The sequence below is a fragment of the Sinobacterium caligoides genome, assembly GCF_003752585.1.
Taxonomy (GTDB): domain Bacteria; phylum Pseudomonadota; class Gammaproteobacteria; order Pseudomonadales; family Sinobacteriaceae; genus Sinobacterium; species Sinobacterium caligoides.
This window is the reverse complement of record NZ_RKHR01000006.1, coordinates 231,649-252,262: the sequence shown is the minus strand read 5'-3', so window position 1 is coordinate 252,262 and position 20,614 is coordinate 231,649. Positions and strand designations below refer to the sequence as shown.

Annotated in this window: 18 protein-coding genes; 8 read left to right on the top strand and 10 right to left on the bottom strand. The window is 51.9% G+C overall.

What is annotated here, in order from left to right:
- Positions 1 to 347: 347 nt before the first annotated feature.
- Positions 348 to 878: a LysE family translocator gene (locus EDC56_RS16040; protein WP_162844220.1), complete on the bottom strand. Its 531-nt coding sequence runs from the start codon at positions 876 to 878 to the stop codon at positions 348 to 350.
- Between EDC56_RS16040 and EDC56_RS19655 the strand changes: the two genes are divergently transcribed.
- Entirely contained in the window at positions 796 to 1,050 is a 255-nt protein-coding gene (locus EDC56_RS19655) for a hypothetical protein (protein WP_211333736.1), read from the top strand. The two genes, EDC56_RS16040 and EDC56_RS19655, sit on opposite strands and share 83 nt — an antisense overlap.
- A 52-nt stretch (positions 1,051 to 1,102) precedes the next feature.
- Complete coding sequence (locus tag EDC56_RS16035; RefSeq protein WP_342770050.1) at positions 1,103 to 1,570, top strand: Lrp/AsnC family transcriptional regulator; 468 nt, start codon at positions 1,103 to 1,105, stop codon at positions 1,568 to 1,570.
- 22 nt (positions 1,571 to 1,592) lie between these two features.
- Here the strand turns inward: EDC56_RS16035 and EDC56_RS16030 are convergent, their stop codons facing one another.
- Genes EDC56_RS16030 through glyQ form a run of 4 tightly spaced genes read right to left on the bottom strand, consistent with a single transcriptional unit; the run spans position 1,593 to position 5,959 of the window.
- Entirely contained in the window at positions 1,593 to 2,333 is a 741-nt protein-coding gene (locus EDC56_RS16030) for a lysophospholipid acyltransferase family protein (RefSeq protein ID WP_123713585.1), read from the bottom strand.
- Complete coding sequence (gmhB, locus tag EDC56_RS16025) at positions 2,305 to 2,910, bottom strand: D-glycero-beta-D-manno-heptose 1,7-bisphosphate 7-phosphatase (protein WP_245980720.1); 606 nt, start codon at positions 2,908 to 2,910, stop codon at positions 2,305 to 2,307. Before gmhB ends, EDC56_RS16030 begins: the two co-directional genes overlap by 29 nt.
- A gap of 8 nt (positions 2,911 to 2,918) precedes the next feature.
- Positions 2,919 to 5,012, bottom strand: coding sequence for a glycine--tRNA ligase subunit beta (gene glyS / locus EDC56_RS16020; protein WP_123713584.1), 2,094 nt, complete (start codon positions 5,010 to 5,012; stop codon positions 2,919 to 2,921).
- On the bottom strand, positions 5,012 to 5,959 hold the full coding sequence (glyQ, locus tag EDC56_RS16015; protein WP_123713583.1) for a glycine--tRNA ligase subunit alpha: 948 nt from the start codon (positions 5,957 to 5,959) through the stop codon (positions 5,012 to 5,014). The genes glyS and glyQ overlap by 1 nt, the downstream gene beginning before the upstream one ends.
- Positions 5,960 to 6,289: 330 nt before the next feature.
- On the opposite strand from glyQ, the gene EDC56_RS16010 reads away from it, so the two are divergent.
- Positions 6,290 to 7,201 carry a lysophospholipid acyltransferase family protein gene (locus EDC56_RS16010; RefSeq protein ID WP_123713582.1) on the top strand — a complete coding sequence of 304 codons (912 nt, stop codon included), beginning with the start codon at positions 6,290 to 6,292 and terminating at the stop codon, positions 7,199 to 7,201.
- Here the strand turns inward: EDC56_RS16010 and EDC56_RS16005 are convergent.
- Positions 7,186 to 7,755 carry a class I SAM-dependent methyltransferase gene (locus EDC56_RS16005; protein WP_123713581.1) on the bottom strand — a complete coding sequence of 190 codons (570 nt, stop codon included), beginning with the start codon at positions 7,753 to 7,755 and terminating at the stop codon, positions 7,186 to 7,188. The genes EDC56_RS16010 and EDC56_RS16005 overlap by 16 nt on opposite strands.
- 707 nt (positions 7,756 to 8,462) lie before the next feature.
- Between EDC56_RS16005 and EDC56_RS16000 the strand changes: the two genes are divergently transcribed.
- Both EDC56_RS16000 and EDC56_RS15990 read left to right on the top strand, forming a co-directional pair.
- Positions 8,463 to 9,125 carry a hypothetical protein gene (locus EDC56_RS16000; RefSeq protein WP_123713580.1) on the top strand — a complete coding sequence of 221 codons (663 nt, stop codon included), beginning with the start codon at positions 8,463 to 8,465 and terminating at the stop codon, positions 9,123 to 9,125.
- 572 nt (positions 9,126 to 9,697) lie between these two features.
- Positions 9,698 to 10,312, top strand: a complete 615-nt coding sequence (locus EDC56_RS15990) for a hypothetical protein (protein WP_123713578.1) — start codon at positions 9,698 to 9,700, stop codon at positions 10,310 to 10,312.
- Between the two features lie 116 nt (positions 10,313 to 10,428).
- Here the strand turns inward: EDC56_RS15990 and EDC56_RS15985 are convergent, their stop codons facing one another.
- The 3 genes from EDC56_RS15985 to EDC56_RS15975 are packed head-to-tail and all read right to left on the bottom strand — an operon-like array spanning position 10,429 to position 16,530.
- On the bottom strand, positions 10,429 to 11,868 hold the full coding sequence (locus EDC56_RS15985) for an alkaline phosphatase family protein (RefSeq protein WP_123713577.1): 1,440 nt from the start codon (positions 11,866 to 11,868) through the stop codon (positions 10,429 to 10,431).
- A gap of 14 nt (positions 11,869 to 11,882) precedes the next feature.
- Positions 11,883 to 12,848, bottom strand: coding sequence for a DUF2608 domain-containing protein (locus EDC56_RS15980; protein ID WP_123713576.1), 966 nt, complete (start codon positions 12,846 to 12,848; stop codon positions 11,883 to 11,885).
- Between the two features lie 58 nt (positions 12,849 to 12,906).
- Complete coding sequence (locus tag EDC56_RS15975) at positions 12,907 to 16,530, bottom strand: Dyp-type peroxidase (RefSeq protein ID WP_123713575.1); 3,624 nt, start codon at positions 16,528 to 16,530, stop codon at positions 12,907 to 12,909.
- An 889-nt stretch (positions 16,531 to 17,419) separates the two neighbouring features.
- Here EDC56_RS15975 and EDC56_RS19480 point away from each other — a divergent pair.
- From EDC56_RS19480 to EDC56_RS15960, 3 genes are read left to right on the top strand one after another with little or no spacing between them, the layout of a single operon-like run.
- Positions 17,420 to 17,626, top strand: coding sequence for a hypothetical protein (locus EDC56_RS19480; protein WP_148059438.1), 207 nt, complete (start codon positions 17,420 to 17,422; stop codon positions 17,624 to 17,626).
- 37 nt (positions 17,627 to 17,663) lie between these two features.
- The gene (locus tag EDC56_RS15965; protein WP_123713573.1) at positions 17,664 to 18,518 is read left to right on the top strand and encodes an SDR family NAD(P)-dependent oxidoreductase; all 855 of its coding nucleotides are present in this window, start codon (positions 17,664 to 17,666) and stop codon (positions 18,516 to 18,518) included.
- 60 nt (positions 18,519 to 18,578) lie between these two features.
- Positions 18,579 to 19,010: a hypothetical protein gene (locus tag EDC56_RS15960; protein ID WP_123713572.1), complete on the top strand. Its 432-nt coding sequence runs from the start codon at positions 18,579 to 18,581 to the stop codon at positions 19,008 to 19,010.
- Between the two features lie 181 nt (positions 19,011 to 19,191).
- On the opposite strand, the gene EDC56_RS15955 is transcribed toward EDC56_RS15960, so the two are convergent.
- The gene (locus EDC56_RS15955; protein WP_123713571.1) at positions 19,192 to 20,613 is read right to left on the bottom strand and encodes a hypothetical protein; all 1,422 of its coding nucleotides are present in this window, start codon (positions 20,611 to 20,613) and stop codon (positions 19,192 to 19,194) included.
- Position 20,614 lies beyond the last annotated feature (1 nt).

The window sequence follows — 20,614 nt, the reverse complement described above, 5'->3', positions numbered from 1 at the left end:
TACGAAGGGGTGATGGAAAAGCAGCGTAGTTGCTCTGGCCAGGACAGGGTGGATGAATGATGAGTGTTTATCGAGGGACATCGTTGAGGGCCAACGATGTAGGCGAACAACGCATTGGCTGAGGGGCTGTGTCGCTGCGATATAACGGTTTAATTGAGTGATGCGAGGCAGTGTCTGCCTGGCCAGCGAATAAGGCTTCTCGCCGCTCTGACAGGCTCCCTGTGAGCAGCACAGTGAGGAAGATAGTGAAGCAGGTAGTGAAGAGCTAGCGAGAGGCTGTACGGATCGAGCAGGCAAAAAAAAGCCGGCGAATATAGCCGGCAAACGGACCAAAAAGAATGAAGCTGTTAGTTTAACCACAGCATCGGAATGGTGAGCAGGGTGAGCACGCTGAGTACCATATTGAATTGATGCTGGCGGCGTGGACACTGTAGTAGCTTGTTGATGCTGCTGCCTGATACAGCCCAGATGCCGATGGCAGGGAGGTTGGCGAGGGTAACGATGGTACAGATAATCAGGCCGGCGGAGAGGCCGCTGCCGACCTGGCTGGCAAAGCCCATGGAGGCGACGGCGAGCATCCAGATACCGGGATTAATCGCCTGGATGAAAGCGCCTTGCAGAAAACCGATGGGTGTTTTGACGGTGGTGGCTTCGTCATCTGCCTTGGCGCTGCTGCCGAAGGTGAGCTGGTAACCGAGGTAGAGCAGGTAGCCGGTGCAAAGATAGAGCAACACATGGTTCAGCCAGGGATAGATTTCGAACAGTTGACCGGCACCGCAGGTGACCAGCAGCAGCATGATAAACAGGCCGATGTTGCAGCCGAGCAACAGCGGTAGGGTTCTGTTAATGCCGAAGTTAGCGCCGGAGTTTGCCAGCAACAGGGTGTTGATGCCCGGTGCGATGGAGGCGACGAACGAGAAGGTCGCGGCGGCGAAAAGCGTTGTTAAGCTGGCGAAGGTTAACATGGGTGCAGTCTCTATTTTATTGTTAGAAAGCTTGTGGCTGTATGGTGCAATTCTATGCCTGTCGGACGAGAAAAAGATTCTTTAAATAGAGGGCAATCGGTGTATTATTGGGAAAAATTTCTAACTAGCTTGAGTAGATGAAAATGGTTTCTCTCGATACGAAAGACAAAAAAATACTTTCCTATTTGCAGGCCGATGCAACCATCTCTCTCTCGGTCTTGGCCGAGCGTGTGAATCTGTCGACCACGCCGTGTTGGAAGCGCGTCAAGCGGCTGGAGGATGAGGGGGTGATCGTCAAGCGGGTGGCACTACTGAACCCGGAACAGGTCAGCCTGCCGACGTCGATCTTCATGACGCTGTCGATCGTCAACCACAGCGCCAAGTGGATGAACGAATTCAATAGCGTGGTGGAGAAGTTTGACGAGGTGATGGAGGTGTATCGGATGACCGGGGAGTTCGATTACATGCTGCGGGTGCAGGTGAAGGATATCCATTCCTTCGACCGCTTCTACAAGCGGCTGATGGAGCAGCTCGATGGTGTCACCAAGGTGACCTCGAGCTTCGCCATGGAGACGATTAAATACACCACGGCGCTGCCCCTCTAGTCGGGCTTTCTCGCTCGACGCGTTAGTTCAGCGTCGAGATCAGCTCACACTCGCTCTCGATCCAGTTCTTTACCTCTTCCTTTAACTGCTCGGCGGTCTTGCCAGCGCTGTCGATCTTCTCACCGATGGACAGCGTGACGGTGCCGGGGAATTTCGCCAGCCCCTCGCTGGGCCAGAACTCGCCGGCGTTGTGGGCGACCGGAATGACGGCCACCTCGGCGGCAACGGCGAGGGCGGCACCGCTCTTGGCGTGTTTGCCGCTCTTGCCGGGTAAGATACGCGTGCCCTCGGGGAAGATTAACACCGAGATGCCCTCGGCGAGGCGCGCCTTGCCCTTCTCCATCACCTGACGGATCGCCTGGCGTGGGTTACCGCGGTCGATGGCGATCGGCTTCAGCAGGCTGAGCCCCCAACCGAAGCCGGGGATGCGCAGCAGCTCGCGCTTGAGCGTCGTCGACAGCGGCTGGAACAGCAGCTGTAGATAGATCGTCTCCAGCGAGCTCTGGTGTTTGGCGAGCACCACGCGTGGGCCATCAGCAGCGATATTGTCGAGGCCTTTGATCTCGTAGCGAATGCCACAGGTCACCTTCAACCACCAGCAGATGAAGCGATTCCATAGCAGTAGGTACTTACTGCGAATGCTGAAGGGTAGCAGCCCGAAGAAGATCATCCCGGTCGTGCCAAACCAGAAAGCGCTGATGCCGTAGCCGATGTAGAAGAGAATCGCGCGCAGTTTAAGCCCGAGTGTTACTGGCCTGTTCATAAAGTTCACCTGAAAGAATTTGGTCGACGACCGCGTTGAGGTCATCGCAGATTGTCAGTCCCGTCCACAGTGGGTCCTGGGCAATCTTTTTGAGAGTACGTTCGCCCTTGCCGGTCTTAACTAACACCGGTGTGCAGCCCCGCAGCATGCCTGCCTCTAGGTCGCGTAGGCTATCCCCCACCATCGGCACACCACGGGCACTACAGCCCATGTGTTGCTCGATGTTGACGATCATCCCGGCCAGCGGCTTGCGACAGTCGCAGTTGACGTCCGGGGTGTGGGGGCAGAACTCGATGGCGGCGATGTGGCCACCGACGGCATCGAGTAGCGCCTGCATCTTGCGATGCATGGCGTGTAGTTCGTCGAGATCGTAGTAGCCGCGGCCGATGCCGGACTGGTTGGTGGCGATATAGACCTGGTAGCCGGCGTCACAGAGCCGCCCGATCGCCTCGATACTGCCGGCGATGGGCTGCCACTGATCGACCGTGCGTACGTAGTCGTCGCTGTCCTGGTTAATCACCCCGTCGCGGTCGAGAATGACCGCCTTGGGGATGCCCAGTGAGCTGCAATCGAACACCGCGCCGCCTACCCTTGTAGCTCAGAGATGTCGGCGATCTGTGCGAACAGCGCAGTCAGCTGACGCAGCAGGTTGATGCGGTTAGTGCGCACGGCGGCGTCCTCGTCCATCACCATTACCGATTCGAAGAAGCTATCGACGGGCTCTTTCAGTGCCGCTAGACGCTGTAGCGCCTCGCTGTACTGACGCTCGGCACAGAGACCGGGGATCTGCGTCGCCAGCTCGGCCAGGGTGGCATTCAGCGCCTGCTCCGAGGCATCGCTGAGCAGGGCACTGTCGATGGCGGTGCTGCTGTTGTCGCTGGCCTGCTTGGCGAGGATGTTCTTCACTCGCTTGTTGGCACTGGCCAGCGCGTCGGCCTGCTCAAGTTGACGGAACGCCTCGACCGCGTCGATGCGCAGCGCGAAGTCGGCGCAGTTGTGTACCTGGCCGGGTTGCTGCAATACGTTCTGTACCGCGATCACCGTCTCGGTGCTGATGCCGGCATCTTGGTTGATGGCGCGGTAGCGGTCGAAGATGAAGGCGTTGACGTCGGCGGCGGTGTTGGCGTTGGCCAGCTTATCGCCGTATTGGGCAACCGCCTGCTCGATCAGCTTGCACAGGTCGATGTTGAGGAAGCCGTGTTCGGCGATGATGCGAATCACCCCGAGGGCGGCACGACGCAGTGCGAAGGGGTCTTTCGAGCCCGTCGGTGGCTGGTTGATGCCGAAGATACCGACTAGCGAATCGAGGCGGTCGGCGAGGGCGACGGCGCAGCCGGTGAGGGTGGTCGGCAGTGCCGGGCTGGCGCCCTTGGGCAGGTATTGCTCGACCATCGCCATGGCCACTTCCTGGTTCTCGCCCTCGGCTAGCGCGTAGTGGTAACCGGCGATGCCCTGCATGTCGGAGAACTCGGTGACCATCTCGCTGACTAGATCGGCCTTACAGAGTTGACCGGCGCGCTCGGCGTCGTCGCGGTTGCCGCCGATCAACTCGGCGATGGTGGCGGCGAGGCCGGCGATGCGCTGGCTCTTCTCCCAGACACTGCCTAGCTGCGCCTGAAACACGATCGGCTTCAGGCGTTCACAACGGGCGGCCTGCGATGACTTCTTATCGGTCTCGAAGAAGAAGGCGGCGTCGGCGAGGCGAGGGCGAATAACGCGCTCGTTACCGTTGATCACCTGGGCCGGATCGTTGGAGGCGAGGTTGGCGAGGAAGATGAAGTTGGGCAGTAGCTGGCCCTGCTCATCTTCGACGTGGAAATACTTCTGGTGCTCGGCCATCGAGGAGATCAGCGCCTCCCGGGGCACGCTGAGGAAGCGCTGGTCGAACTGACCGGTGAGGGCGACGGGCCACTCGACCAGGCCGGTAACCTCGTCCAGTAGGGCGGCTTCGACGACGGCGCGGGCACCCAGTTGATCGGCCTGCTGCTGTACCTGATCCTTGATCAGCGCTTGACGCTGTTGATAGTCAGCGATCACTTTGCCTTGCTCTAGCAGCACCTGCTGGTAGTCGCCGGCGTGCTCAAAACGGATCGCCTGCTTGCACATGAAGCGGTGACCGCGGCTGTCACGGCCGCTGTTGAGCCCGAGGATCTCAGCGTCGACGACGTCGCTGCCGTTGAGCATTACGATCCATTTCACCGGTCGCACAAACTCGATGCGGCTGGCGCCCCAGCGCATGCGCTTGGCGATAGGCAGTGCCTTCAGGGCGTTGTTGACGAAGCCGGGTAGCAGGGCGGTACAGGGCTGACCCTGAATCGACTGGCTGAAGGCCAGCTGCTCTCCCTTCGGCGTTTCTTTGCGACCGAGTTCGGCGACGCTGATGCCGAGACCGCGGGCGAAACCTTCGGCGGCGCGGGTCGGGTTACCGTCGGCGTCGAAGGCGGCCTTGACGTTGGGGCCGAGCTTCTCGACCACGCTATCGGGCTGGCTCTGCTGCAAGTCTTTGATCAATACGGCAAGGCGGCGCGGCGCGGCGAACCACTGTAGCTCGCTGTAGCTGAGCTTGGCATCGGCGAGGTCGCGGATGATCGAGTCGCGGAAGCTGAGACCGAGCTTCTTGAGGTTCTTTGGCGGCAGTTCTTCGGTGCCAATCTCGACGAGGAAGTGTTGGGTGCTCATTATTTTTTCTCCGCCAGTTGGGCCAGGGCTTGCTCGCGTAAGCTGGCAGGGGCAAGGGGGAAGCCGAGTTTGGCACGGCTAGCTAAATAGGTCTCGGCGACGGCGCGAGACAGGGTGCGCACGCGCAGGATGAAGCGTTGACGCTCGGTGACCGAGATGGCGTGGCGGGCGTCGAGCAGGTTGAAGTAGTGTGACGCTTTCAATACATGCTCGTAGGCGGGTAGGGCTAAGCCCTCATCGATCAGACGCAGACAGGCGGCCTCGGATTCATCGAAGGCGCTGAACATGAAATCGACGTTGGCGTGCTCGAAGTTATAGGTCGACTGCTCGACTTCGTTCTGGTGATAGATATCGCCATAGGTGACCGGGCCCTCAGGGCCGTGGGTCCAGATCAGGTCGTAGACGCTGTCGACACCCTGCAGATACATCGCGATGCGCTCAAGGCCGTAGGTGATCTCGCCGGTGACTGGGAAGCACTCGATGCCGCCGACCTGTTGGAAGTAGGTAAACTGGGTCACCTCCATGCCGTTCAGCCAGACTTCCCAACCGAGACCCCAGGCGCCCAGTGTCGGGGATTCCCAGTTGTCTTCGACGAAGCGGATATCGTGCACGTCGGTGTCGATGCCCAGCGCCTTCAGCGATTCTAGGTAGAGCTCTTGGATATTGTCCGGGCTCGGCTTCATCACCATCTGGAACTGGTAGTAATGCTGCAGGCGGTTAGGGTTTTCACCGTAACGGCCATCGGTGGGACGGCGGCTCGGTTGCACATAGGCGGCGTTCCACGTCTCCGGGCCGATCGCCCGTAGAAAAGTACCCCAGTGGAAGGTGCCGGCACCGACTTCCATATCGAGGGGCTGCAAGATCACGCAGCCCTGTTTTGCCCAAAATTCTTGCAGTGCGAGGATCAACCCCTGAAAGGTCTGCGCATTGGCTGTTTGTTGTGTCACCTAAGCCACCTATTGTCGTTAAAAATCGTCATTAAAAGAGCGTCAAACGCCTCTGGGCGGAGTAAGGACTCACTCCACACGCTTTGCGCTGACGCTGATATTGGGTCGAACAGACGCTGGTTGGCCGTTAAAAAGGCGTGCATAACCAGTGTTTATCATTCAGCCGGGCATTATAACCTGTTATTGGCTTCGGTTCATTGTCTGCGCACACCCTGTTGCAGTCGATTGCGAGCGCCTAGCGGAATGCTATAAGATGCCGGGCAACATCGACTTTGTCGCGCCCGGAAAACACCCGATGGCGACATCACCACGCAGCCCGGTAACAGCACTATGCCCGACTCTACCCCCGATACCCCAACGCTAAAGGCTCGTCTAGTGCACGGCGTGCTTCGCGCCATGGGACTATTGCCACTGCGCCTGTTGCGTGGCATCGGCACCGCCGCCGGATATCTGATGTGGCGACAACAGGGCCGCGCCTACAAGGTCACTCAGAAGAACATCGAGCTGTGTTTTCCCGAGCTCGACCAGCAGCAGCGCCAACAGCTGGTGCGTCGTTCGCTGGAGGAGACCGCTAAGGTCGGTGCCGAGCTGGCCCAGGTATGGGCGGCGCCGTGGCAGCGCACCCGCGACAAGATTGTCGAGGTCGAGGGCCAGGCACTGTTCGAAGAGGCGATCGCCACCGGTCGCGGCACCGTGCTGTTGGCCCCGCACCTAGGCAACTGGGAAGTGTTGGGCCTGTACCTGCAGGATGTGACACAGATGACCGTGCTCTACCAGCCGCCCAAGCAAGCGGCGTTGGAGTGGGTGATCAAGTCCTCGCGGGAACGCTCTGGCTCGGTGTCGGTGCCGACCAATAAGCGCGGTGTGTTGTCGCTGATCAAGACACTGCAAAACGGCGGTACCACCGGCATCTTGCCGGACCAGCAGCCGGATTTAAGCGGCGGCAGCTTCGCGCCGTTCTTTGGCGTGCAGGCACTGACCGTGACGCTGGTCGATAGCCTGCTTCGGCGCAACGGCTGCGTTGCCGTGATGGGCTATGCCAAGCGTGTCGAGGGGGGTTATAAGATTATCTTCAGCGCCCCCGATCAGGATATTTACCACGAGGACCGCGATCAGGCGCTGGCGGCGATGAACCGCTCCGTCGAGGCCTGCGTGCGCCAGTGCCCGGAGCAGTATCAGTGGGAATACAAGCGCTTTAACAAGCAGCCGGAAGGTCAGCCGCGCTTCTACAAAGGCTTATAATCGTCCTCCGGCCGGCGTGCGAGCAGCCAGGCTTGGCCGGCGATAGAGGCATCTTCACAGTAGTCCAACACCTGCAGCTCGGGGAATAATTGCAACAACTCGCCGCGCTGTAGCACGAAGTCGGGATTGCTGGGGCCGTTTTGATTGTCGACGGTGAAGGTCTGGTAGAACAGCAGGCCGCCGGGGCGCAGCGCCTCGGCGATCGCCGCACAGCTGGCGCGGTGCAGGAAATAACTGACACAGATAACATCGTACTGTTTCGCCGCCGGCGGCTGACGCTCGACATCGCGGGCCAGGGTGTCGATGTGCAGGCCGCGACGCTCGGCAAACTGCTCGAGCTGGGCGAGGCCGACCGGTGACAAATCCCAGCCATCGACGCTCAAGCCATGTGCTGCTAGTAGTAACGCATTGCCGCCGAGGCCACAGGCTAAATCCAGCGCTCGGCCGCTGGCGGGCAGTTGTTGATGGTGCTGGCGCAATACCGCCGCCGCAGTAGGCTGCTCACGCGGCTGTTGATAGCGTGCATCCCACTTTGCCTGTTTGCTGTTATCCATCGATCTCACTCCGCCTGCGGCCATTGTTTGGCCGGCATTGTACGCGAAGCTGGTGCTGCGCGCATATGCAGGCTTTCTAAATCTAGCGTTAAACCGTAATCCATCGAGCCCTTATCACAACTGTCAGCCTAATAAAAAATAACAGCCCCCCGACACTGAATGCAGCACTATAACCATAATTAAGGCGTTAGATCTGAGCCAACAGTAAACAGATACATCGGTACGCTGCTGCTAGCCAAAACAGCTAAAGCTGGCCTGTGATGGTCAGAAGCGCTGCAATCAAGCTAGATAAGTTAATGTAAATCGTTTAGTTTATTCGCCACTAAAAAAATAATGAATCTCAGTGTGACAACTCCACGGTGGTGTAGCGCAGGTTGCGGTGACATACGCTGACAGGAATGAGGGCGTTCTAGTGGAAAATAATAGGCCAGAATATGCTGGTTTTTGGTTAAGGTTTGCTGCGATCTCATCTATATGCTTGCAAGTAAACTGACAATTATATCAATAGACTTAGGAAAATTACTGGCAACATTTGAATGTTTCATTTTTAATTTTTTAAAAATAAATTAACCGGAGATTCACGGTAATGACTATTTGTTGTACGGGTGAGTACTAAGCTCAAAAATGAATGCGGGTTAACTATCGGGTTGGGTCTGGTGAACCTGGTTATGAAAAAATAAAAATCATTGGACTGTGAGGTAAGCAGTATGAAGGTAAAAGTAAGAGTTGGTTTTTTTCGTTTTATATTTTATTTTTTTATTCTTGTTATATTTTATGCGTTTTTAACTGGTAACAGTCCTTTCAGGGTAGAAAGAGGTGTTGAGGGCAGGGCAATAAAAGTTAATGAAAGTGATGTGGTTGATAGTGGCCTATTAGAGAGTAATGTAGATTGCTTGGAATATGCTTCCTCTGGTCAGTTGGTGGTTTTAGGGTGTATGCTGGGTTTGACTGATTTGGCCGTTGCTGAACATGTCGCTTTTGTTAATACATATGGTTATACAAATAATGAAATAGAGGGTTACAAAATTGCTTTAGAGAATTGTCGAGAATCTCGCTGTTCTGAGGCTATTAAAATACATATTGCTTCCGTTATTTTAAATACAACAAAAGACTGTGAAGAGTGTGTTGATATTGTATTAAATGGGTTGCTCTCGCCGAATATACGTATCAGATATCTAACGGCTACTCGACTGACTATGTTTGATAGTACTGATTATGTTGATGAACTGAATGAGGCGTTAACAAGAGAGCCAGATGCCAGCGTCTCTATGGCGCTAGAAGAAACTATTCGGCAGCTCAAAGAGATTGAGGTCAATGGGGCGGCCACCCACCTTAATACCTGTGAACGGCTCAATACAGCCATTGACTGATAGCGATGTATCGGACTGACTACCACAAAATCACTTAAATTGGCTGGATGGCTTGGACAAGAATGTTGACCGATTTGATCAGTTTGTTGGCAAGCTAGGCGTTATTGATACGGAAGAAATGAAGTGACAATTGACGGGCCATGTGAGTGTCATCCTAACGAGTATGAGGAATGATCTTGGATATTAATACGTTAGTTTTTATTGTTAGTATGTTCGTTTGGAATGTTTTATGTTTTGTTATTTATGTTAGGTTGATTAAGCTCCATAGCGACGCCGTATCTAGTTGGCCAAAATTGACATTTTTTGGTTTGAGGCTAGATCATCTGCTGGTAGTTATTTATCGGTATCTTTGTTTTGTGTTCAGCCTTAGATTTTTGAAGTTGTCAGATAGTCGTTTAAATATTCTGATTGTTCTTAATGTTGCAGGTGGTATTGTTATGTTGATTAGTATTTTTTTGGAGGTTTTTTTAAGGAGTAATTAGCTGGTTTTCAATGTTTCTAGGGTGTGTTAATTATCAGTCCACCCTGTTTAAGCTCTTACGTCACGTTTAGACGATTAGGGAGGCGAGACTATGGTTTATTATCTTTTAATTGCAATAGTATTTTTAATATTCCTCACATCATTGATAGTATTCTATGCATACAAAACCTTACCTAAAAAGTATTTCTTTTTAATAATTTTTATTCTCATTGCCACATCTTTGATGACATTAAAAATCACGGAGAAAAACGTTATTGTCGGCTCTATCCCATCTGCTTTAAAGGTTGATGAGGTCCTTTATAATAATGAGGAATCTTGGGGGTTCGGCCCTGGCGGTAATGAGGCGGGAATCAGAGTGTTTCAGTTAACGCCATCAGTGGTTTCAGAAATTAAAGCGAAAGGAATAAGTTTTTTTCAGAATATGGCCGTTGATCGCTCGCAAAGACGAATGACACGCTCGTTTACAGAGTGGAATGTAACACCTGTTAAGTCAACGAGATATTGGAAAAGAAGTAAAGAGACAGAAATATTAGATATTTACGATTATGTTTGTGCCTATGGTTTTTGTATTGATATCGATAGTGAAATGGTTGAGCTAGCTAATCAGATGGTGAATGAATCAGGTAATTTCTATTCATTCGGTCGTATAGGCTTAATCATCGTAAGCCCAAGTAAAAAAACAGTCGTGTATCTATATAATGGTTAAGGAAGTAGGCCTAACTTAAAGCGGATATAACAAGGGTTAACCATGACACCTTAGTCTGTCGATCGTCATCATACCAAGGTGCCACTTTCGTCTTGTATTAAGCGCTTTTAACGCTTCTAACGCTTTTTGTATTTACTGTAATCCTCGTAGCGGCGTCGGCCATAGGCGATTGCTTGGTCGCTACTTTTATAGTGACGCAGCGCATCGGGGTATGATTCACGGTGTAGCTCTTCCATCGGTAGCGACTCCATGGATTGGACATAGAGCTGTTGTAGGTGATCTGCGCTGTCATCAACAGCGAAGGATTGTTTGCTCTGCGGCGCTTTTACCCCGGCCAGCGGATCATCGGTGCGCGCTGTGTCGAGGGTTAATACGCTGGCAATGTCGGGCGCGGCGGCATCGCGTTTGGTCAAGGGCGCAAGGTCGAAGCGTGTTTGCAGGGTTTTTAAAATGGCGGTGTGATCTAACGGTGTGCCACCTTCTTCGGCGCGGTAAACGGTACCGGCTGCAATTAAAGGGGATACTAGTACCGTCGGTACCCTTGGACCAAAGCGGGTGAAATCAAAACCGTACATACCGGTACAGCTGTCCGGCGCGACGGCATTCGCCGGTGGTGGCACATGGTCATAGCAGCCGCCATGTTCATCGTAGGTAATTATCAGCAGGGTTTTCTCCCAAGCCGCTGAGTTTTTCAAGGTGTCGTAGACTTGTTGAATAAAGGCTTCGCCCTTAGCGACATCATAGTTGGGGTGCTGGCTGTTGCCGCCTTTGCCCCACTGCGGTTCAAGGAAGGTATAGTTGGCGAGCTGGTTGCTTTGGGCAGCCTGTTGAAAATCTTTAAATTCTCCGAAGTGTGCGTTGTCGGCATCGGTGATATCGGTATAGGAGGCACGGCTTAACGGCGGCGCGTCGTAGCCATAGATGGCCCAGCTTTGGCCGTTGTTGGCCAGTGCATTAAAGATGGTCGGTGCGGTATATTGCTTGTCTTTGTCATTCATGCGGCCCTGGGAGGTGGCCATGGTTGCGAAGGCGCGGTTGGGCAGCGTCTCGGTGGGCACGGAGCAGTACCAGTGATCGCATACCGCGTAGCCTTTTGCTAAGCCGGATAAAATGGGCAACATGGCCGGTGTGTACATTCCCATAATGCTCGATGGCGTGGTTCCCGGCATCACGTTCCAGCCTTTGCTTTTACCCTCCCAGCCCAGCGTGTAGGCGTAGTCTGTGACAAAGCCTTGGTTGGTTGCTGAGGGTGCCGGCGACGCTACCTGATGGTCGGAAAACAGTTGGCTGTTGGTGGCGAAATAGCCTTCGCCAGGGTCACTTCCGGGCATAAAATAAGGGTGTTCGTCAGCTTCGCTAATCTTGTAAACAGGGACAGCGTTACCGTGTTCATCGGGGTTGCTTTCGTTGCCGGTTAAGCCCTCGAAGGCATGCCCCAGAGGTGAGACATTGCCCTGCTCGGTATACAGGTAACCGAGCATATGATCGAAGGAGCGATTTTCCAGCATCAGCACCACAAAGTGCTCAATATTATTTAATTTATTGGATGTCGTCATAGTGATAGCTTCGCTTAGTGGATGGCGGTTGGTTGCTTCAGGGTTGCTTTTAATACTTCGCTGATTTTTAACCAGCGTTGGTTGGCTGAAACTTGATAGGGGTTTTTATTTTGCTTGCCTTTGTGTTGGGTTAAAGCCTCCTTGTGCGCTTGAAGTTTGGTATAGTGATAGGCGTAAACGGTATATTTTTCGTTGTCTTTAAAGGCGTTGTAGACGTTCTTGACGTTTTGCAGTGTGTCATCGATAAAGACGATATTTTTAATGGCTTTGGCGTCGGTGCGCGCCAGCAGACATTCCAACATTACCCCTTTATTTTGCCCAGCCACATACATCACCCCCTGTTGATAGGCGATGCGCCGCTCGGCATTACAGCTCGCGGGCTTGATGGGGCCGGCAATGCTGCTGATGCCGCTGTTGGTACCGAGCAGGGCATGACTATTGAGAAAGCTGAGAAAAGATTGCTGTTTATCCTCTGTCAAATAGAGATTGTCGAATTGATTTTCTGAGGCTGAAAGATTGCTGACGCCGCGGGCGGTTAACACCAATACTTTCGAGCCTTTGTCGGTTAGTTCACGCAGAACACCGGGGATGATTGGGTCGGTGTAGGGCATATTGTTGATCGACAACAGCAGTGCAGAAATCTGTAGCAGTTCCTTATTTTTTTCCGCCACGCGAAAATTTGATGAAGAATTATTGCTAATTAATTCCGACTGCCAGCTGTACCAGGCCGGGCCACCCAAGTACTGGCATTTCGAGGGTGAATTTTGATCGTTACATTGCATCATGGTCAGGGTGTCATCGTCATCCATCACAATCAGGGTTTGTTCTATGCCTTTATTATCAAAACCCTCGACCAGTGTTTTGATGACCTCGAAGCTTTGCGCTGATTTGAGGTCAGCATGAGCGTAATTATTGCTGGATAGCAGTATCGATATCAGGCTCAGCAAACTTGTAATGCAATAGGATTTCCAGTTATTCATGATTTTCTCCAGAGAAACATTGGCGCTAGTGTTGGCTAGCGCCAGGCAAACATGTCAGTTATTTATTTTTCGCTGAGTAGTAAGGGCGTCGCGAAATATATTTTTGATGATCGGGGAACATGGCCATATAAAACTCACTCCAGCCACCTTGACGGACGCGAACCAGGTCGTATTTCTCTGGGAAAATTTGTGCCTGGGCAAAGGTCTCCGGGTTGGCGGTGGTCACCGTCAACAGGTTGGAGCCCAGTTGGCTGTTGGCAAATTGGCGAATCACCTCTTCCATATTCTCGGTGCCAAAATCTTCGCGAATATTAATGTCGACCGGCGCGGCGTTGGATAGGCCAATATTAATGGCGTCGATATTCCAATCATTTAAGCAGGTGAAAATATCGTGGGCTTGGGTTTTTGGCGGTTGATCCGACGGGCTGGGTGCCGCGCAAAAATCATCGGCGACCGGGTCGCCAATCAAGCGGCCATCGGGCGAGGCGCCCATGGTCAAACCGAGGCCGACGTTATCCTCGAAGGTGCCCACACCGGGCGTCACCGTAAAGGCAAACTTTCGCTCCGGTGTTGAGTACTTTTCAATGATCGCGTCATAGGCTTTTTTCACCGATGGCAGCGGGGTTTCAATACTGTCGCGAATGATACTGACACAGTGCCCGACTACTTCATCGGCAAACTGTTTCAGCTCTTCCGAGGTGGCCTCGCCAAACTTGGCGACTTGCAGTGCGTGGTTGCGTAGGTCTTTGTAACGAGCCGCTCGATCCTCTGAGCGAGCCTCGCCGGCAAAGCTGTTTTGGAAAGGCTCCTGCATGGTATTGCCCCAGTTGTTGTAAAGGGCTTGCAGCAGCTCCGGCAAGGTGGTGACGGCGGTGTCTGGATTAAATACCAGCTGCTTAATGACATAGAGTGAGTTGATGGCATCGGTGATGCCACACATCATCGGTGCGACGATATGGTACTCAGCGCCGCCATTGCTCATGTCTCGGCCGGACTCCATACAGCCGTCAGTCATCGCTGAAAACAGCGGGCTGGGGCAGACATTCCAGAGCGCGCCATAGTTGTTCATCAAAGTATTAAAGAAACCGCTGATCAGCCACTTGTACTGGGTGTAGAAGATCGTCATAAACTCATCGAAGCTATGAATGTCTTCCGCCGGTGGTGAGTTCCAACCGGTTTTCATGCCGCGTAAATGTACCCAGCCGGCACCGGCAATGGTAGCCCCTTGGTTCATGGCCATGCCAACGACGGGTAAAATCGGCACATAACTGAAGGCCCATTCACTCTTGCCGCCAATAATAGGCTCGTAACAGCCATCACAGACATAGTCGCGGGCGTCGCTGCGTGTGAGAGGACCGCTCTCGGCCAAGCCTTCACAGAGTTTGTCGTCGTTTAGCAGCACCGGGTGCGCACCGCCGGCGAGAATGGCTTTAGAGGCTTCGGCAATAATCTCTTTGTGCAATGGTGAATCCATGCCTTTGTGCACTCGCAGCGACAGACAGGGGGCGTTGAGTGGCAGCCGTCGCGCCGCGCGCAGACACATTAACGTGACCAGGTTGCAGCCATCTAGTCCCTGCTCATCATCCGTGGGCAGATAGCCGCCAACGGTCACCTGTTGCACCCACTGATTGAGTGCCGAGCCCTGCGGGAAGTTGCCGCCGGAATAGAACACCGCCCCGGTACCATAGGTCAGGTAGTCCTGCATATGCTGGCGGTTATAGAGCACTGTCTCGTCCATTTTTAACCAGAAGGCATCGATCGCCTCCTGTGCCTGCGCCTGCGTTAATACTCCGGAGGCTAGGTCTGCCTCCAGAGGCGCTATCAGGTATTGGTCGAGGCGGCCAATCGACATCGGCTCACCGGTTTGGTGCAGCGAGCAGTTAATGATGAAAATCAGCTGTAGACAGTCGAGCAGACCCTCAGGTTTGGCATGGGCCAGACGCTGCATGCGCTCGGCGATCTGACGGTAGTTGTCGTACAGTTGCCGATCTGTTTTGCCTGTCTGTTCGGCTAACTGTGATGCTAAGGTGGCATAGTTTTTAATAAAGTTTTGCAGCCCCTCCAGCGCCCAAACGGTGGATTGATAAAAATCGCGCTGGTCGTCACGAGCGTTTTCTAAGCCGTTGTTAGCTTCTTTAAGTAGGCCGGGCACGCCCAGCTTTAGTACCTTTCGGTAGTTGGGAATATTGTGGCCGGTGGCAGAGTACTCATTGAGCATACCAAAGAAGTGTTCGATCTTTTCCTGCGGGTTGAGGTACTCCATCACCTGCGAGCCGCTGCCGAGGGTGAGCGGCGGCATGTTACCGACAATAATTTCATTAGCTGTGATGGTGAATAAGCCGGCGTTATCGATATAGTTTTGGCGCTGCAACACATCGGACAGGCTAATCTTGATGGCCAAGCCTTTGCGCAGCGCCGCGGAGTCACTGTCGCCATAATCACGGTAGGCCTGCCAGCGTGTTTCTTTCAGATAGTCTTGCAGGTGTCCCAGCGAAGGCATCAGCGATTTTTTCGACCAGGTATCGTTCCAGCGACTAAAGGTTTGGCCCAGCAGCGCCATGATACGATCACTGATGGCATCAACACCGCTGCCGTTATTGCGCTGGGCCTGATTGAGGAAGTCGCGGTTGTTGTAATACATCAGACCGTTTTGGCTGCGCTCTTGATAATATTCATTGATCGGAACCGTTTCCGGCTCCCGTTGAACCGGCTTTAAACCCGCCAACTCGGCCTGTGGAATAAACCAGAAATTGCCGGATTCTGAGTGCGTGTTGTTGAGCAGTTTGTCTTTGATAAAACCGGGCTCTGGCCCGACGATATTGTCGATCAACTCATCATAGACTTCTGCCGCATTGGTGTAGGCAGCAAAGTAAATACCGGCTTCTCGCCCCTTGCCGCTGTCCACTTCACCATAGGGGATCGCTTGGCGAAGGATGCGCTGAGTCACCCGCTCGCCGCTCAGTTGTCTGACGCATTTAATATGGCTGCGATCATCATGAGTGGGTAGTACTGCGTCGTTGTGATTACGACCGATCATGTTTTCTTTTTCTACCATGGTCATGTCGTCCAGGCGTGACCAATTGTGTTTAAATTTTTGCTGAATCACATAGGCAGAGCCTTTGTAGAAGCTATCTTCATCACCGACAATAGAGCGCTCGGATAAATTGACACGATCGACGGGGTTAATCATCGCATCGCGAAAGCGCCCACCGATCACCTTACCTTGGTGGCGTTTATGGGCGGGTGTTTCAATATGGCGATCGATGAGCGGTGCCAATACCAGCAGAATTTCATCGCGAATTATTTCGCAAGCTTGATTGTTTTCGCCTTTAATATGAAACCAGAGATCACCGCCGGTGTGGGCAAAGGGGGATTGATTGAGCTTGTCTGTAGAGGTGATACCCGATGGTATAGGCATGGAGTGGTTGTCACACCACTGAAGCCATAAATCGAAGCTGACGCCGCGCAGACAGACAGTTTCCGCGGTGGCGGAGTCGCAGAGCGTCTGGAGGGTTTGACACAACCCTTGCCAAACTTCAAAGCAGTCTTTGTCTTTCAGGTAGATGGTGACAAAGTGCGCAGAGGCGGGAAAATAGGGGATGCCGGGCTGGCTAAAATCTAAATTTAATGGCTGGGGTTGCTGTATTTGATCGACAGCTTTCTCACGGACGAGATCATTCATATCTAACCTCCGGGTTAGTTATTATGCGTGCTTTATTAGAAATTGATAAATAAAAATCGGTGTCGCTTTCAGCGAAAATTTATCTTCTGTTTACGCTGTTAGACACAAAAGTAAAAAAATTGTGGTAGTGGGTTCGTAGGTCATTCGGTCATTATATGCAGTAAATAATGAGTTATTATGACTGGATCTTTGTCCTTATTTACTTCGCTTACGGCTTGCATGATGTGTCCTTGTTTTTATCGTATTGGATATTACTCAATGCAAATATAAAATATTTTGGAACGAAAACTACGTTTTTCAATTTAGTAAAGATTGAGCAAATGGCCATACATCCCCTAATAATCAATGGTAATAAATGTTGGATTGTTATTCTCTTTTGGCTTGTTGATTGATCAAGATGACAGGAGACGCCACCGTCAGATAACAGCCGGCAATCTTGGTCACTCAGAAAGCCAAATACACGCGCTTCATCGTTAACTTGGAAAGGCCACCAGGGTGAGAGATAACGGCGCAGAAAAAGGACGCTGATAGCCATAAGAGAAGGGGTGGGTTTTAGTAGGACTTGACTGAGTGGTTAGCGGCTCTAATTTGAGTGGTTTGAATATTAATGGTGACAGCGGTGGTTATCGATCGATAGTGATCGACTTTCCTCTAGTTGTCGTAAATACTTACAACTTTCAGATACTTGCATCTTCCAATCAGCTTGCTAGTGCGCTACTGTATTGTTCAACTAGTGAACAATAAGGCTTAGCGGCAGTAAGCATGGACGACCTCACAACCAGCAACGGTGTAGCCCAGCGATAACAACGTAAGCAGCATCGTCAGTAAAGCCGCATTCACGATGTTAGCCATAGTTAGCGGCGGTATGTGGCATTAGGAAAGGACGCAATTGAACTCAAATAAACCATCAAGCAGAAAAGAAGGTGTTGGTAATCGTTATCGATTCAAGCATCACATCCTAGGCCTGTTTTTTGGTGCTTTAATGGGTGGAGCATTGGGTGCCATGATCGGGACAGAGCAAGCGATAGGCGGCGGTATTTTAGCGGGGCTCATTGTTGGAGAAATAATGGCGGTTATTTATACACAGTGCGTTTGAGTCACAGATCAACAGCACAGGGAAACAGAAGAGCAAGATGGAAAAAATTGTAATATCAGGAGTGACATCAGGTTTTGGTATTGAGTGGCTCTATGAATTGGATAAAGATAAGCAGGCTGAGTTTTTTATATTAGCGAGAAATAAAGCAAAATTTGACGCTATTGTAGCGGCGCGGCCGTTAAAAAATACCGCTCACTTTATCAACTGTGATTTCAGCGCTTTAAAATCAATAGAGTCTGCCGCGGAGAAGGTCTCGGCTTTAACCGATAGCGTGGATATTTTGATCAATAATGCGGGGGTATGGTCTGGGGATAATATTGAACTCTCGCAAGATAATATCGAAATGACATTCGCGGTGAACCAATTAGCGCCATATCTTCTTACCGGAAACCTGTTGCCACTATTACATCGCGGTAAAAAATCAGCGATAATTAATACCGCTTCTTTTCGTCATTCTGATGCAAAAATAAATAGAAATGATATCGAGGTTAAATCTGACTATAACTCCGAGTTAGCCTATTGTAACAGTAAGTTATATTCCATCTTGTTCACTAAGCAGCTTGCTGGCTTACTTAAAGATACTTCGATTTCAGTGAACTGTTTTGATCCGGGGATTGTTGATACTCCGATGTTAAAGCAGGGATTTCCTAAAAAACTAAATTTCCTGTATCCGTTTGTACGAAGGTTTATAGCGCGTACGCCAAAGAAAGGGGCTGAAACAGGCGTGTACCTTGCTAATAATACAGCGGGTGACAATGTTTCTGGCCAGTATTTTAAAGATAAAAAAATAAAAAAGGTGAGCTCCTTGGCCAGTGATCCATCACTCGCTAAATGGCTGTGGTCTGAATCGGAAAGGCTCTCTGGTTATTCTTACCCAAGCTTGGCCGATTGAATCGCATAAAATAATATAAGAAAAGTTATTGTTATGGAAAACTAATTAAAAGAGGTAGAAATGGCATCGAATATTTATTTATTACCACTCGCTGCATCTATTTGCCTGACTATAGCGCTAATCCAGGCTTGGTTTATGACGATGGTTAGGTATTTAAAACTGGAGGCTGTAAAAAAACTCTTTCCAGGTTATAGAAATTTAGTTCGCTCACATATCGATTACTTAATGATGGCGTCACTTATTTTTTCATTATACTTAGTGATAGTTAATCTCGGTATGATATTGCCGAGCTTTATATTATGGTTGATTTTTATAGGCGCTCTATACAATCCGTTTGGCTTTCTGCTGCAAGCGATTAAGCCGGATATTGCCGATGGTAACGATCTTATGAGTAAGGCAGCTGTGGTATTGGGTTTTTTACCTTTAACAATTGGCCTAGGTTGGTCTGCAATTGCCGTTATGGTGCTAACCGGGCAAAAATTACTTGGCTGATAGCGTAGAGTGGATCGTGTTTGGATCGTGAATTATTTTCTCGGTAGTTTTATTTGCTTTGATTCACTCAATTTTGGCTTGAAGAGGGGCTAAACCCAATAAAAAAGCGCCCACGAATCACTTCGTGGGCGCTTTTTTGTTGCCTATTTTATCGCTGCAATACTGCATTGATAATGGGCTGTTACTCGGCGGCAAACACCAGCTGTTCGCTGCCGTCGAGGCTGAGTTTATCAGCGGCGATGCGCACGTTCTTCTTTAACGCAGGGATATAAGCGTCTTCGGCGATGCTGTCGAGTAGGGTCTTGTAGCGGTTGTCGCCGCTGGCGGCCAGTATTCGTGCGACTTCATCGACGACTTTCGCTTCTTGAATCTTCCGCGTTGCGCGCTCGTCCCAGCCCATCTTGGCGATGGTGTCGTAGACCGACGGGCTTAGTTGCTCGGACTCGGCCAGTGTTTTTAGCACACTGGCACGCTTGCGCTTAGGTGCCTTGCTGAGTAGATCCATGGCCATTTGGTCTTTGACGTGCTGCGGCAGCTCGACGGCGACAAACTGCTCTGCCTCGCCTTCACGTAAGGCCTTTAAGGCTGATTTTGCTGCGCTCTTGGTCTTCGAGGTGCCGGCATCGCTGACGATCTGATTCAATACCTGACGGTAGCGGGGCTCGCCGCTGTTGGCGAGAATTTTTGTCAACCAAGCGACGCCATCGACGACTAACTTGTCTTCACTGCGACGATACTGCCAGGCGCGCTGAGCCGAGGCATCGAGTAGTGGCTGGCCGTATTCGGGCAAGTTGTAAGCCTTGTTGGCCAGCTCGCGGATCTGTGTGGCACTGACCAGCGGCATCGCCTTGGCGTACATCTGCTGCTGTCGGGCGAGATCATCGGCAAAGCCGGTATCGTCCGGCAGTGAGTCCATCGCCTTATCCGATAGCGTGCTGGTTAGTTGGCCTGAGCGCAGGTCGGTCCATAGTACATCACCGCTGTGGCCGTCGATCAGGGCGACCTCGGTAAAGCCACTGTTCGTCTGGTTGACGGGGATCACCGTACCGGCGGTGAGCACACCGATTAATACCGATTGACCCAGGTCTTTGGCGATATAGCCATCTGATTTCTGGCTGCCGACATAGCGCATGATTAATACCGCATCGGCACCGGATTCATCGGCGACAATATGCACAGCCTCACCGACGGAGGCACGCATGCTGCTGGCTTCTTCCGGGGCGAGCCGGGCGCCATGGCGCAGCTCTTTTTTCGCCTCGTCGAAGCCGACGCGCAGTTGGTTAACAACAAAACTTAATTCAGCATTATCGATCAGCGCCTGATCAAAATCGTAGTCGACAACCTCATAGCCGCCGCTATAAAGTTCCTGTTTGGCGATAGCGATCAATTCTTTTTTGATTTCTTGTTGTTTGTCGGCGAGAGGTTCATTCTCGCCGGTGAGCGTGAGTAAGTGAATGTCGACCGCCGGTGGCACGATTACCACGCTGTCGATCTTTTCCAGCTCCTGCTCCAACGTTGGGTGGGTGCGCGAGGTGGTGTGATTGACGGCACAGCCTCCTGTGGTTAACAGTAGCGATACCGTAATCAATTTTAAAAAACGCATT

Bases quoted from the DNA above. Each gene is read 5' to 3' on its own strand.
- EDC56_RS19655 (WP_211333736.1), top strand. From the start codon at position 796: ATGATAAACAGGCCGATGTTGCAGCCGAGCAACAGCGGTAGGGTTCTG.
- EDC56_RS16035 (WP_342770050.1), top strand. From the start codon at position 1,103: ATGAAAATGGTTTCTCTCGATACGAAAGACAAAAAAATACTTTCCTAT.
- EDC56_RS16030 (WP_123713585.1), bottom strand. From the start codon at position 2,333: ATGAACAGGCCAGTAACACTCGGGCTTAAACTGCGCGCGATTCTCTTC.
- glyS (WP_123713584.1), bottom strand. From the start codon at position 5,012: ATGAGCACCCAACACTTCCTCGTCGAGATTGGCACCGAAGAACTGCCG.
- EDC56_RS16010 (WP_123713582.1), top strand. From the start codon at position 6,290: ATGCCCGACTCTACCCCCGATACCCCAACGCTAAAGGCTCGTCTAGTG.
- EDC56_RS16005 (WP_123713581.1), bottom strand. From the start codon at position 7,755: ATGGATAACAGCAAACAGGCAAAGTGGGATGCACGCTATCAACAGCCG.
- EDC56_RS16000 (WP_123713580.1), top strand. From the start codon at position 8,463: ATGAAGGTAAAAGTAAGAGTTGGTTTTTTTCGTTTTATATTTTATTTT.
- EDC56_RS15990 (WP_123713578.1), top strand. From the start codon at position 9,698: ATGGTTTATTATCTTTTAATTGCAATAGTATTTTTAATATTCCTCACA.
- EDC56_RS15985 (WP_123713577.1), bottom strand. From the start codon at position 11,868: ATGACGACATCCAATAAATTAAATAATATTGAGCACTTTGTGGTGCTG.
- EDC56_RS15980 (WP_123713576.1), bottom strand. From the start codon at position 12,848: ATGAATAACTGGAAATCCTATTGCATTACAAGTTTGCTGAGCCTGATA.
- EDC56_RS15975 (WP_123713575.1), bottom strand. From the start codon at position 16,530: ATGAATGATCTCGTCCGTGAGAAAGCTGTCGATCAAATACAGCAACCC.
- EDC56_RS15965 (WP_123713573.1), top strand. From the start codon at position 17,664: ATGGAAAAAATTGTAATATCAGGAGTGACATCAGGTTTTGGTATTGAG.
- EDC56_RS15960 (WP_123713572.1), top strand. From the start codon at position 18,579: ATGGCATCGAATATTTATTTATTACCACTCGCTGCATCTATTTGCCTG.
- EDC56_RS15955 (WP_123713571.1), bottom strand. From the start codon at position 20,613: ATGCGTTTTTTAAAATTGATTACGGTATCGCTACTGTTAACCACAGGA.